General features: G+C 33.6%; 13 protein-coding genes and 1 pseudogene. 9 read left to right on the top strand and 5 right to left on the bottom strand.

The window, feature by feature from the left end; translation table 11 throughout:
- Window positions 1-387 precede the first annotated feature (387 nt).
- Together QZV68_RS08715 and QZV68_RS08710 are read left to right on the top strand one after the other, a co-directional pair.
- Entirely contained in the window at window positions 388-837 is a 450-nt protein-coding gene (locus QZV68_RS08715) for a hypothetical protein (protein ID WP_296880591.1), read from the top strand.
- A 49-nt stretch (window positions 838-886) separates the two neighbouring features.
- The gene (locus QZV68_RS08710; protein WP_296880589.1) at window positions 887-1,909 is read left to right on the top strand and encodes a LytS/YhcK type 5TM receptor domain-containing protein; all 1,023 of its coding nucleotides are present in this window, start codon (window positions 887-889) and stop codon (window positions 1,907-1,909) included.
- Here QZV68_RS08710 and QZV68_RS08705 read toward each other — a convergent pair.
- Window positions 1,901-2,734, bottom strand: a complete 834-nt coding sequence (locus QZV68_RS08705; RefSeq protein WP_296880587.1) for a tetratricopeptide repeat protein — start codon at window positions 2,732-2,734, stop codon at window positions 1,901-1,903. The genes QZV68_RS08710 and QZV68_RS08705 overlap by 9 nt on opposite strands.
- A 108-nt stretch (window positions 2,735-2,842) precedes the next feature.
- Here QZV68_RS08705 and QZV68_RS08700 point away from each other — a divergent pair, with 108 nt between their 5' ends.
- Both QZV68_RS08700 and QZV68_RS08695 read left to right on the top strand, forming a co-directional pair.
- Entirely contained in the window at window positions 2,843-3,343 is a 501-nt protein-coding gene (locus QZV68_RS08700) for a nitroreductase family protein (protein ID WP_296880586.1), read from the top strand.
- A 225-nt stretch (window positions 3,344-3,568) separates the two neighbouring features.
- A complete protein-coding gene (locus tag QZV68_RS08695; RefSeq protein ID WP_296880585.1) occupies window positions 3,569-5,023 on the top strand; it encodes an NAD(P)/FAD-dependent oxidoreductase in 1,455 nt (484 codons plus the stop codon).
- A gap of 25 nt (window positions 5,024-5,048) precedes the next feature.
- Here QZV68_RS08695 and QZV68_RS08690 read toward each other — a convergent pair whose 3' ends face one another.
- The 4 genes from QZV68_RS08690 to QZV68_RS08675 all read right to left on the bottom strand — a co-directional run bounded on the left by QZV68_RS08690 (window position 5,049) and on the right by QZV68_RS08675 (window position 8,645).
- Complete coding sequence (locus QZV68_RS08690) at window positions 5,049-6,098, bottom strand: NADH-dependent flavin oxidoreductase (protein ID WP_296880584.1); 1,050 nt, start codon at window positions 6,096-6,098, stop codon at window positions 5,049-5,051.
- A gap of 94 nt (window positions 6,099-6,192) precedes the next feature.
- Window positions 6,193-6,885 (bottom strand): DUF11 domain-containing protein, encoded by a 693-nt coding sequence (locus QZV68_RS08685; protein ID WP_296880583.1) that lies wholly within the window; start codon window positions 6,883-6,885, stop codon window positions 6,193-6,195.
- A gap of 257 nt (window positions 6,886-7,142) precedes the next feature.
- Complete coding sequence (locus QZV68_RS08680) at window positions 7,143-7,631, bottom strand: hypothetical protein (RefSeq protein ID WP_296880582.1); 489 nt, start codon at window positions 7,629-7,631, stop codon at window positions 7,143-7,145.
- 54 nt (window positions 7,632-7,685) lie between these two features.
- Window positions 7,686-8,645 (bottom strand): PLP-dependent cysteine synthase family protein, encoded by a 960-nt coding sequence (locus tag QZV68_RS08675; RefSeq protein WP_296880581.1) that lies wholly within the window; start codon window positions 8,643-8,645, stop codon window positions 7,686-7,688.
- Window positions 8,646-8,975: 330 nt separating this feature from the next.
- Here QZV68_RS08675 and QZV68_RS08670 point away from each other — a divergent pair.
- The 5 genes and pseudogenes from QZV68_RS08670 to QZV68_RS08650 all read left to right on the top strand — a co-directional run bounded on the left by QZV68_RS08670 (window position 8,976) and on the right by QZV68_RS08650 (window position 13,287).
- Window positions 8,976-10,112, top strand: a pseudogene (locus QZV68_RS08670) (acyltransferase).
- A 325-nt stretch (window positions 10,113-10,437) separates the two neighbouring features.
- Window positions 10,438-11,262, top strand: a complete 825-nt coding sequence (gene surE, locus QZV68_RS08665; protein WP_296880580.1) for a 5'/3'-nucleotidase SurE — start codon at window positions 10,438-10,440, stop codon at window positions 11,260-11,262.
- Window positions 11,263-11,295: 33 nt separating this feature from the next.
- The gene (locus tag QZV68_RS08660) at window positions 11,296-11,526 is read left to right on the top strand and encodes a hypothetical protein (protein WP_296880579.1); all 231 of its coding nucleotides are present in this window, start codon (window positions 11,296-11,298) and stop codon (window positions 11,524-11,526) included.
- Between the two features lie 72 nt (window positions 11,527-11,598).
- A complete protein-coding gene (locus tag QZV68_RS08655; RefSeq protein ID WP_296880573.1) occupies window positions 11,599-12,459 on the top strand; it encodes a radical SAM protein in 861 nt (286 codons plus the stop codon).
- 315 nt (window positions 12,460-12,774) lie between these two features.
- Window positions 12,775-13,287: a DUF308 domain-containing protein gene (locus tag QZV68_RS08650; protein ID WP_296880570.1), complete on the top strand. Its 513-nt coding sequence runs from the start codon at window positions 12,775-12,777 to the stop codon at window positions 13,285-13,287.
- The last annotated feature ends 257 nt before the right edge of the window (window positions 13,288-13,544 follow it).

Genomic DNA, 13,544 nt, shown 5'->3' with positions numbered 1-13,544 from the left:
TAATCTCTATAATAAAAGATTGTACTTCATAGTATATAAAATTAAAGAAAAAATAAACAAAATAAAATTAAAAAAATACTGACTTCGTGTCACATCCTCAAAATACATGAATTATTGGAAATTCATATTTTTAGGTATTATTTTTCATTGTTTTTAATGTGTTAAGTAAGATTAACTTTTGAAGTCATAGAAAGAACAACTATTTATTTAATTTTTTCATTGAACAAAAAATATTATTATTATCAAACACAATATATAAAAAAAGAGAAGAAGCGTCTGAAAGGTAACAATATTCAGATTGCAATCTTTTGTGCAATTTCTTCCTTAACTTAAAGAAGTTGAGGTATTCTTGCACCATCAAGATAAATAGTAATAAGGTGTTATTAAATGTATAAAAAAATTATTATATTTTCAATTTTGACTATCCTTTTAATGGGTTTCGTATCAGCCCAAGGTGTGTCTGACTTCAAGTTTTCAGGTGACTTTAAGGATGTTGGAGATGGAGTGTATATAAAGTATGATTCCAAAGGCAATGTTGAACAAACATTAGCTATAATTTCATATTCCAACCACAGCGGAAAAGATTATTTTAAAAATGATACCGGATACGGATATTCTGCAAATGAATCAAAAAACAGCACATTTACTTTTGTTGATACTGCATTAAAAGAACAAGGCTCATGTGAAATAATCAACGTTAGCGGTAATGCTTTCATTGTTGAATCTTGGGAACCTATGGACAGCAAGAACGCTTTCAGTGAAACTTTTAACAATTTGATGGAATTCAATAAATTGAATAATGTTACACCCGTTAATGTAACTGAAATTATTAAATAGCATTATTCAATCTGTAAAAAATAAACTAGTTGAATGTGATGTGTTTTAAATGAGAAGACATAGGCGAAAAAAGATTCCCATTAATCATTTGAAGATAATTGGCATTTTTTCATTGTTGCTTATTTCCAATATCATTCTATATGTCGCATTCATCAAACACTATCTCTATGATAGTGATATTCTCATTTCCGTTACATCAATAAATAATATTCTTTCCATGATTTCTGCAATCATAATTTTGGGATTCATCTCCACAAGGCTTCCCCTATTCAGAAAATTGGGTGACAGTTCCATCTATGAGATAGGATATCTGATTATCATAGGAATATTGAGTATGGTTGTTTCATATTTCAACAGGTCCGCAAATACCGAAGCGATTATAAATCCTTTTTTGGAAATGTTTAAGGTTTTGTCAGTAATGCTCATATTTATGATTATCGTAACCAAATTAAAGCCATTTAAAAATGTTCTGAAGGGGCATACCCGAAAAAAAGACCTAATCTTCTGCATGATTGTATTTTCAATATTGGGATGTATTGCTTCAAAATATCATGTATATGTCAATGGCGCTCCTGCCAATGTAAGATGTCTGATTATTATGATAGGAGGTCTTATTGGAGGACCTTTTGTTGGAATTCCTTCCGCTATAATTGCTGGAGGATTCAGATTCATGCATGGAGGAGTAACAGCATTTCCATGTGCTATTTCAACAATTATTTCGGGAATTGTCGGTAGCTTGATATATGTTTGGAACGACAAAAAATTCTTAAGGGGTTTGCATTCTATTTTGCTGGTGTTTTTATTCACAGGCTTTGAAATGCTGATGATTGTGGTGCTGACTCCAAAAGCAATTTCTTTTCCGTTTGCTCAAGACATATATCCTTTAATGCTGTTTGCATCAGTTTTAGGTATGGCACTATTTATCATGATTATTCGAGAAGAAAAAGGCAACACAATCACCTATGAAGAGTTTAGAATCAATGAAATGGAAAATACTCTCGACGGATTCATCGACAGGGTGGACGAGCTGGAAAGTGAAGTGGAAGAATTGAAAAAAGAAAAGTCAGATTAGTTTTGCAATAGTATATTCTCCTAAAAAATCAAATAAAATTTCTGCTTTCTGATTATCTTTAATTGAATTTTTGATGTCGCTTGCGCTTTTGACCTCGTCAATCAGTGTGTGGGGGCTATTTGCAACGTAACCTACAATTTCGTTGTCCTTGACTGCAGCTATTGCATCAGGGTCATGTTCATTTTCCAAATCCTTAACCAAATCTATAATGATGCCTCTTTCAGGTGTGAAATTATAAAAACTGCATCCTACAATTGATATGATAATATCTTCTGCATTGTTGAGATATTCGCACTGGCTTTCAAATTCATTTAGTCTATCGAATTGTCCGTGAGCAATAAGGTATGATTTGTAGGATTCGACAAGCTCGTTCAGGGCTTCTAGAATTTCAGCCTTTAAAAAATGAAATTCCGATGAATCTTCACTGTTGGGAAGTGTATTTAAAGCATCATCAATCAAGTTCAATGCCTTATCGTAGTTGCCTTCAGGAAAAAATGTTATTTTTGCCCAGTTATATAATGAATTTGCCTTGTTTGATTTTATTTCATCAGAATCATTAAGCTCTAATGCATTATCAAAGCACTCAACAGCTTTTTCATATTCTCCGGATTTATCTAAAATGATACCTTTCAGACTCCAATTTGTGCAGTCCTTGTCGTTTACAAGAATTCTGTTAATCTCAGATAATGCATCATCCAGCTTTTCATCCTCAATCAAACGCTCTATTTTTGATGTTTTTGGAATATTGAATGTTGTCTGGTAGGTATTGTCACTTGAATTTTTCTCTTTAAAATCAATATTGAGATAATCTTTATCATTTTTCATTTTAATCAATTTTAACGTTAATGACAGTTATCTAAGAATTTGTGAAAACAGATAGATATATTTTTAGCATATTAAATCATATTCTTAATCATGACACTTTTTGAATTGATGTTAAAGAGGAGAAGCACCCGCAAGTTTAATGATAAGGAAATATCCAAAAAAGATCTTGATTTGATTCTTCAATCAGCACTTTCAGCTCCCAGCTCCATGAACAGGAAACCCTGCAGTTTCATGGTTGTTGAAAGACCTGAAACATTGAAGGAATTATCACAATCAAAGGACCATGGGGCTGAGCTGATAGCTGGTGCCAATAAGGCAATTGTCGTTGTTGGAGATCCCATAATTGCCGATACATGGATTGAAGATTCATCAATTGCGTTAACTTATATGCATCTGATGGCAACTGAACTGGATATCGGAAGCTGTTGGGTTCAGATTCACTTGAGAAGCAAAAACGGTAAGGATTCCGAAGAAATTGTTAGGGACATACTGAAAATTGATTCACATTACAGGATTGTTGGCATAATGGCATTGGGTCATAGTGACGATATCCCTAAACCTCATGGGTTTGAAGATTTGGACAAATCAAAAATACACTTTCTGGTCTGATATTTTCGATTAATAATTTTAGATTTTCATATCATCAGATGAATTTCAGATGTCCAATCATCAAAATGGTGAAGTCTATCATCAATATTATGGTGGATTAATGTAAATTAAAGATTATTTTTCAGCTTAATCTACATCATTTAATTAATTTTATTCAATCTTTAAAGAATAGAATAATAATTTATATGATTTTAAACAAATTTTTAAGATAAGAGGTTAATAAAAATGGATTATGATGTTATTTATATCGGAAGTGGAAATGCAGCCTGGCAAGGTGGCCGATTCCTAAGAAAAGCCGGACTTAAAATACTGATTGTTGAAGAAAGCCTGTATGGTGGGACATGTGCAAACAGAGGGTGCAATTCAAAAGCTCTTCTTGATGCTCCATATGAAATCAAGGCTCTGGCGGACAATTTCGAAGGTGTTGGAAAGGCAGGCAATTTCGAAGTCGACTGGCCGGCCTTAATGAAATTCAAAAGAAAACGTATCGCAAATATGGCTCCATTTCTGGACGGTAAATTTGATGAATATGATTTGGATGTTGCCCATGGAAAAGGAGTAATCATGGATGAGCATACTGTAAAGGTTGGCGATGAGACATTCACAACAGAAAAAATCGTAATTGCCACAGGTCTGAAACCGGTAATTCCGGACATTAAGGGAAAGGAATATCTGCATGACAGTACTGATTATCTGGATATGGACGAGCTTCCAAAACATGCAATTATCATAGGTGCAGGATTTGTCGGAATGGAATTCGCATCAATTCTTGCTGAAGCTGGCCTTGAAGCTGACGTAATTATTAGGGGTAATATGGCATTGAAATACTTCCACCAGCCTTATGTTCAAAGGGTAATTGAAATTTTAAAGGAGAAAAACATCCGATTCCATTTCAATGAACAGGTAAGTGAAGTCATTAAGGATGAAAATGTAGTCATCGACAATCCACAAGCAAAAGTATTGAATGTGGATAAAGCATTGAATTCAGATGCTGAATTAAGGGATCCTGAAGCAAAAATAGACAATAGAGCATATGAAAATGCCTTTACAGTAAAGTGTGAAAGTGGACTTACCCTGACTGGAGATTATGTCGTAGCAGCTATAGGAAGAGAAGCAAACGTTGAAGACATAGGCCTTGAAAATGTCGGTTTGACATACACTAAACAGGGTATTAAGGTGAACGGACATCTGCAGACAGATGTTGCAAACATCTACGCTTCAGGGGATGTTGCAGATACAGGAGTTGCGAAACTGGTGACCGTTGCAATACATCACTCAAAATATCTTGCAAAGGAATTGCTAGGTGAAGCTGAAGAGATAACATATCCTGTTGTTCCCGCTGTCGCATACACAATCCCTAGAATAGCAACTGTCGGTGTTCCGGCATATGTGGCAGAAAAAAGTGATGAATATGAAGTTCATACAATCAGATATGGAAATTCATATTCCCTTGAACTAAAAAACGATACGACTGCCGAGGCAAAGGTTATTGTAGACAGAGACTTGAACATTGTAGGTGCTGAAATTTATGCTGCCGATGCAGAAAATGTTGCAAACATGTTTGCATTTATCATAAACAAGAAAATAACTCTTGAAGAGCTTGACTATATGATTTATGCATTCCCTTCAAGCAGTTCAGTATGTCTTTACAAGCTTCATAACATACATTATGATTTGTAATATAGGGTTTTCCTATAACTTTTTTTTATTTTTCCTTTGAAATTGTTGATTCAACGTCCCATTTTGGTGCCCTGTTGATAAAGCAGGTGGATGTTTTTTTCCAATAGCAATTGTTGCATGTTTTACATTTTGTTTCGCCGTTTCCTTCAATTTGCCATTCGACTAAAAAACTAGGATCTGCTACAAAAGGCCTTTGCATGGAAATGAATTCAATATCTGTTTCATTCAATATGTTGTTGATTTGATTTTGTGTTGCTGCCCCTCCACCTAAAATCACTGGAATTTCAACATTTCTGATTATCTTTTCTGTTGCTTCAATCAGTGGATTTTTATCCTTATTTTCACGTGTGAAAAACTGAGGTGAACGTGGACGGGTAATCTGAAGTGAATCGGCACCATATTTTTCCAGAATCTTTGCAACTTCAATTGTCTCATCAAGAGTCATTCCGTTGGTTGTTCCGTCAAAGGCATTCAGCCGACAATTAACATGGAGTTTGGTAGTTTCCTTTATGACTTTAATTATCTCCAGAACAAATTTCAAACGATTTAATGTGCTTCCCCCATATCTGTCCTCACGTGAATTGAAATTAGGATTAATGAATCTTGAAAGGAAATAGTAATTCCCAAGACCTAATTGAATACCGTCAAATCCAGCATAGTCGAATTTCTGAGCCGCCATTATCATATCGGTTTGAATTTTTCTGATGTCCTCGATAGACACATCATCAACAGGTATGTTCTGTTCTGTCTTTTTATTGTACTGGACAAGGCCTAACTGGGCAAATATCGGAACGTCATATACATGAACAAGATCAGTCAGGTCTTTTGCTTCTCGAACGAACTGCCTGTAATTGGTTGTGCTAGAATATTTGGAAAAGACATCCCGGGGATAGAGTGAATACAGTTCAGTTATTATCAATCCGACACCGCTTGCAGCTATGTTTTCATATCTGTTGTATATTTCAGGTGTCATGTTTCCTGATTTTTCCCTTTCAGATTCCCAAAGACCGGTTCTCACAATTCTGCTGTTGAGTTTCAAATCTCCAAATTCACAATAATCAAATAAGTCTTTCATGATAGTATATAAGATAAAATGATATAAATATTAAATAGTGTATTACATTATTTTAAAACAGCAATCGCAAATAAAAATAAGAAAATATACATTTTTAATGTCTTTTCACATAAGCCATTAAACATCCAAACAAGGAAAGCAAAACTAGATAAATTGGATTTCCTGTTGATTTTAAGGTATTTGAAGCAACAATATGTTTTTCGGAGTTCTCCTCATTTTCCAAAACATCTATTTCTTCTTCTTCGAAAGTTTTATTATTCAAATTTATGGAATCGGTTGTTAAATTTGCTTTGTTGATTTTTTCACCGGTGGTTATGGCCAATGCAGTTATGAACAAATACTCTTGTGTATCTTTTAAAACAGTGCCGATTTTCCATATGCCTGTTTTCGGATTGAAAGTTCCTTTTGTGGTGTTGTGCTTGATATATTTCATTCCTTCGGGCAACTGATTATGTACTTTTACATTTTTTGCATTATCTGGCCCGTAATTGTCAACACTGAGAATCCATGTGACATAATCCCCAACATGAATATTTTCTTTATCAGCATCATTATCTAAAACTAAAAAAGCTGATGAGCTATCACTTGAAACTTTAGAATTTGCAAGAATGTTTTCAGATTCGGGTGATGCGATATTGTCTTCAGGTTCAACGGATGCCTTCAACTTATTATTATCTTCAGGGATTGAACTTGAATCAACAGTGCTATTATCAAAGTCCTGGGCGCTAACACAAGTTAGGCAAAATAAAGATAGTAGGATTAATAATGCAATAAACTTTCTGTTCATATTCTCCCCTTTAAAACCTGAAGTAACGGTTTCAATTTTAATTAATAACATATTTCATTACAATTTTATTTAAATATATTTGTCATGATAAGATTTCATGTCCTGTCGAATGGTCAGATTCAATTGGAAATTATGATGGAAGTGAGCATTATAATGAACTGACTATCATGTTATCAACATAGATGGCGGTGATTATGGTTATGGCCCAACTGTAGAGAAAAAACAAATTATATGTGATTGTAGTATTCTTTTAATAATTACTTTTCAAACCATTGATAGGCGATTCTGGGTGATCCGTCAGCAACATAAATCCTTCCACATTTTTCAAATCCGTTTTTTTCAATAAGATTCAGCATGATTTTGTTGTCTTCATGGGTATCGATTCTGATGTTTTTTGAAATGCCCTTGCAATAATCGACAGCGGATTTGAAAATTCCTTTGGCTTTTCCGTCACCTGCAATCCTGTGGATGGTTACATATTCATCATCATTCAGCCATTCGCCGTCTTCGATATATTGGTAAGTCGGTTCAATTCCCCTAAAAAATGCAAAAACTCCATGCGGGCCACTGTCGTTACAGACCAAAAGACATCTTTCATTTTCAATGTCCTCTTCAATCAAATCTTTTTTAGGATAGGAATGCCCCCACTGATTCGGATTCCCTGATTCTATCATAAAATCCTGTGCCTGTTTGTAAATGACCATGATTGTATTCAGGTCTTCCATTTTTGCTTTTCTGATATGCATGTTATCTTAAACAAGATTTAATAGGTTGATATTAAAGATATTTACATAATGGAATTAGATTACCTCAAAATCTATAAGCTTTACTTTATTGGAAAGCAATTCAGGATTGTTGTCAATCTTTTCGGACAATTTTGTTGTTATGTACTTTTTATTATCGTCAGGAAAGACAGTAGCCATTTTGTAATCATCATTATCCATTATAACACTTGCAAGGAAGTTTGCTCCGCTGGAAATTCCTATGCCTAAACCAAACTCTTTGGCTATTTTTTTTGCCATGTTGATGGCATCCAAATCATCAATCAGTACAATATCATCTATTAAATCTTCGTTGACAATTCCTGGAATAAAATCATCGCCGATACCTTCAATCATATGGCTTCCCTCTTCCATGCCCATTTTAAGGATTGATAATGTGGACGGTTCAAGGGCGAATACTTTGGAGTTCGGGTCATTGTCTTTTAGTCTTTTTCCGATTCCCATTAGGGTTCCTCCGGTCCCTATACCTGAGACGAAGGCATTTATGTTTGAAACGGCATCAATGATTTCCTGACCTGTTGTTTTGTATTGCGCTTCTACATTTAATTCATTATCAAATTGGAGTGGTCTGTATGCATCGTGCTCTTTTGCAAAATCTTCTGCAAGTTCAAGGGCTTTTTTAAATCCGCCCTCTTCTTTGGAGATAAGGTGAACATGAGCGCCATACATTTCAATCAGTTTTCTTCTCTCCAAGGATACCCAATCCGGCATGAAAATATGGACATCATGGCCTAGAAGTGCACCGATGGCGCTGAATGATATGCCTGTGTTTCCGCTTGTAACCTCTACGATGGCCTGGTCTTTTTTTAAGTTTCCATTTTTTCTTTCTGTTTCGATAATATATAATGCAATTCTGTCCTTTATGCTTCCTGAATAATTGTAATATTCCAGTTTGGTGTAAATGCTGCTTTGCTTTCCTTCATATTCATAGTTAATCTTTATCATTGGCGTATTGCCAATCAATCTCCCAATATTCATAACATTCAATCCGATTTAATAATATATTTTATATTATGTATTTTAGTTAAAAAATACTTTTTTATCTGATTTTGCTGATTATATAATTATTGAAAAAAATCATTTTAAAATTAAATTTAAAAAATATGTTTAATATTTTAGTTAAAAAAATACTTGGAGGCATTCTTCTTAATTTTATTTTTTTTAAAATTATATTCAGACCTTCTCATCAATCTAGATTAACATTTTTTTAGACTTTCAGAATGCTATTGATGGGATTTTACTGATTGATATCTAAATGTTTAAATTTGATAAGAAATATAGATTTAATTATAATTAAGTTAACTTAACATGATTCAAATAAGCTTTTTTCTGATTGAAGATATGTTATGTTTAATTCAATGTGATACTATGTATAAAATGGTAAATGGTAGAAAGAGAGTTTTTTATTTAGATTTTATTAGAGCATTAGCAATCGTTTTAGTACTTGTAGTACATATAACAAAGCCATTTTTTAAAAGTGCACCACACGGAACATATTATATGCACGCTGTTGCTCCTTTAGCTGATTTTGGTAATATGGGGGTGCCATTATTTTTAATGATTAGTGGTGCTTTGCTACTGAATAGAAAGTACGACTTAGGAGACTTTTTGAAACGAAGATACACAAGAGTTTTAATTCCTTTTTTATTTTAGAGTGTAGTAACAATAGGAATTAGGATTTTATTCGATAATCAAACCGCAACCCTGCCTAACATATATCTCATGTTTGTTAAGGACTACTGGTATGTTTGGATGATTTTGGGAGTTTATCTATTCATTCCAATTATAAATTCATTTATTAGGGAATATGGAATGAAAGGTATCGAATATTTCTTAGTGGTTTGGGCATTTGTAATGTTCTTGAATACGATAGGACAGTATCCGTTCTACAGTTTGGAGCTTACCAATTTTGCAGGATATCTGGGTTATCTCGTTTTGGGATACTATATATCCAATAAGGAATTTAAGTTATCGAATGGCAGTCTGATTGCATTGTCTTTAACGGTATTCCTGATATTTACGTTAATTTCGATAGATTATACAGTTTCAATGAGTTATCTAAAACATAAATTAGTTTATTATCAATATGAAACAATTATAATTGCGCTTCAGTCTGCAGGATTATATATGTTTTTAAGGTATTTTGCAGTGGTCAGCGCTGAAAGTCCGGGATCCATCAAAAATAAGGTTTATTCCTTTTTCAAGGATACGTTCATGTTCAAGATAATATTTTTCATAAGTACATTCAGCTATGGTATTTATTTAGCTCATTATACTCCGCTGTTCTTCTTCAAATGGTTCAGCAAACATTATATTCCAATATTTTCTCGAAATCCAATAGCATGGTTCCCTATAATGCTGATAGTCATATTAGGAATTACTCTATTGATCTTATGGATTTTCGACAAGATACCTGGTTTGAGAAATGTAAATGGAGCACATTAAAAAAATAGTTGGAATATTCTTCTAATTATTTTTTTCTTATTTTTTAAATTCCAGTAAGAATTCCCAAATAGTTCTGAAAATATTGAATAATCGTCATTATATATGAATTTTAAAGAGAATCATGATTTCAGATAAATTATATTCAATTTAGATTATTTTAGGGGAAATATAACTTATTTTTTATATTTTGAACAAATGTTCTATTTGCTGTATTTTTTTCTATTGACGGGGAGGTAAATTTCATTTCATTTTTTTAGATATAAGTAATATTTTTTAACTAAAAGTTCAAGATTATTAATCATACAGCAGTTAGGTTTTGACGATTATGAATATTTTAATATCTAATGATGATGGAGTTTTCGCACCAGGAATACTGGCAGCAAAGCAGGCCGTTGAGGATTTGGCAAACGTTTGTGTGGTGGCTCCCGATAAGAATAACAGTGGTGTTGGTCGGAGCATATCCTTATTCAAACATTTGGAATTTAAATCCTGTGAACTTGAAGATGGAAGCCGGGCATATTCCGTTTCAGGCAGTCCCGCAGACAGCGTTATTGTCGGCTCAAAGTATGTGATGGATGAAAAGCCGGATTTGGTTATTGCAGGAATCAATTCGGGCGTTAATATAAGCTGTGACGTTACCTCTTCAGGTACTGTTTGCGCTGCTTTTGAAGCGGTCAGTTTAGGCATTCCTGCAATTGCAGCGTCACTGTTCATTAATCCTAAAACTGCATATAAACAGGATGAAAATGGTGAATGGTACATGGATTATGACTTTAGCCTGGCAAAGAAGGTTTTGCATGACCTTGTTTTAAAAATCATCAATGACGGATTTCCAGAGGGTGTTGATTTGTTTAACTTGAATGTGCCTTCAGATTATGATTCGCCAGACGTTATGATGACCCATTTGTCACATAAGATGCTTGATAAACAAGTCATTGACAATACAAATAAGGAAAATGAGGATTTATTCAACTATCCGCTGGAGGAAAATCAGGAAGGTGATGATTTGCTAATGATTACATCGGATCTTGTCAGGGAATATGAAGAGGGAAGCGATGGATATGCATTGCTGGTGGAAAAATGTCCTAGCCTGACTCCCCTTAAGGTCAACATGGCTTGTGATGGCCTGAATGATTGGAAATTGAAGTAGGTTAAATGTTAATTATTATCTGATGTGATTTGAATGTATGAAATAGATGGAATCAGAATTGGCGATATTGATTATGACAGGGTTTGCCTCAACTGCAGATACTGGCAGGTTAATGTTCAAATAAGGGGAGCTGCAAATGGAGTAGTATGTACTAAAGGACAGGGCCAAACAGATCCCAATGATTCATGCAGTCTGTTTTCTCCCAATAGGATGTCGACAGCGTGCAGGATCCAAACAGATATCAGGACAAAAGGAATAAAATGAACATGTGGAAGTTGTAGCTTCAAAAACCTTCTTTAAGTGAATATTATATAACAGTAACTCTAAACTAAAATCATGCATTATGTAAAAGCTAAGGGCATCTTCACGTCAGATTACGGCATAAACCTTTACAGAGGTTGTACCCATGGATGCATCTATTGTGATTCCAGAAGTGAAATCTATAAGTTTGACCATAAATTTGAAGATATTGAAGTAAAAGAGAATGCAGTTGAACTGCTTAAAAAGGAACTGATCAGACGCAATCCATTTATGGTGGTAACCGGTGCAATGACCGACCCATATGTTCCAATCGAAAAAAGAGTACAACACGTTCGCAAGTGTCTGGAATTAATTTACAGATATGGATATGGATTTTCCTGTCTGACAAAATCCGATTTGATTCTGCGCGATTTGGACCTGCTTAAAAAAATCAACGAAAAGACAAAAGCTGTTGTTCAGATTACATTAACCACGACCGATGATAACTTGTGCAAAATAATTGAGCCGAATGTCTGTCCAACGTCAAGAAGGGTGGAAGTGCTTAAAAAATTAAATGAAAATAATATTCCTGCAGTAGTTTGGCTGTCTCCCATATTGCCATATATCAATGATACTGAGGAGAATATCAATTCCATTTTGGACTGCTGCATTAATGAAAACGTTAAAGGAGTATTGAATTTGGATATGGGATTGTCCTTAAGAAAAGGCAATAGGGAATATTTTTACAGGAAATTGGATGAAAATTTTCCGGGATTAAAGGACAAATACATTGAAGAGTTTCAGGACCGTGAATTTATCTACGGTAGGAATTATAAAAAATTGAAAGGCATTATTAAAAAGAGATGTCAAAAGCATCAAATGCTTTATAAACAGGAGGATATTTTTGAGTATATACATGAATTTCCCTCCAATTCTGTTCAAACCAAGTTAATTTAGAGGGTTTTTAATTATTTAAAATCTTGTTGGAATTCTTTTTTCATACAGATGACAGCATCATCATTTCTGAACTGACCAAAATTATCGATCAGTTCATAATTTAACTTTTCGTACAATCTTATAGCAGCAAGATTGTTTTTACCAGTTACTATATAGGAATATTTGAAATCGCTTTTGATTGCTGATTTTTCCTATCTCTATATTCACAAAATAGTTTTTTCTGTACTGGGTGGATTAAATGTTAAAATATATATACATTATAAATAACATATTCGATATAATTAATAAATAATTATAGTTTTGGGAGGTGAAAATATGAATACGGAAAAAATTATGGGAGTGTTGTTTATAATTTTAGGTTTATTATTGGTATTTTATCCAATAGTTTCATCCGCATTCCTTTCTATTTTGATTGGTTTTTCCTTGGTATGTTTCGGTATGTCCGCATTGGGTATGGGTATTGTCTTTTCAGAAAGTCCTATGTTTAGGTATTCATCCATAATGATTGGAATCATTTCATTAATATTCGGAATAATATTCATGTTCTTCTTGAATGCTTTACCGTTCCTTTTCTCATTACAATTCTTTATTATTGGATTCTTAATGATGTTCTATGGAATACTGGGAATAGCATACCTTGCTGGTGCTGCATATAAACTTCTTTCAGTAACAGGTTTAATTGTAGGTATTGTAATCGTTGCACTTACACTATTTTTAGCATCACAACCGATTATAATTGCTGTGATTATAGGAGCATTTTTAATTATAGACGGTGTATGTTTATTGGTTGTAGGTTCTAGTGAGTCATTAATTGAAAAATACGAATAATCTATTAAAACAGGATAATTCTATGAATTATCTTTGTTTAATTTTTTTTTAATTTTTTATAAAGTTCTTATTTTGAGTTGACTGTTATTGTCATTTATTCTTTTTTTTTGAATGTTATTCATTACTTCCAGTTTGAACCTCTCCGGCTTGTAGAAGCTGGAGATTCTTAGGCCATGCCTATTTTTTCGTCAAAGCATTTCCATTCATAATAATATGTGGATTTTCCTTGACTATTAGGCATGAAATCTACTAAGCAT

It is taken from the genome of uncultured Methanobrevibacter sp., from assembly GCF_902801725.1.
In the GTDB taxonomy this organism is placed as follows: Archaea; Methanobacteriota; Methanobacteria; order Methanobacteriales; family Methanobacteriaceae; genus Methanocatella.
The sequence above is the reverse complement of the archived record's forward strand: the minus strand, read 5'-3'. Positions and strand labels throughout refer to the sequence as shown.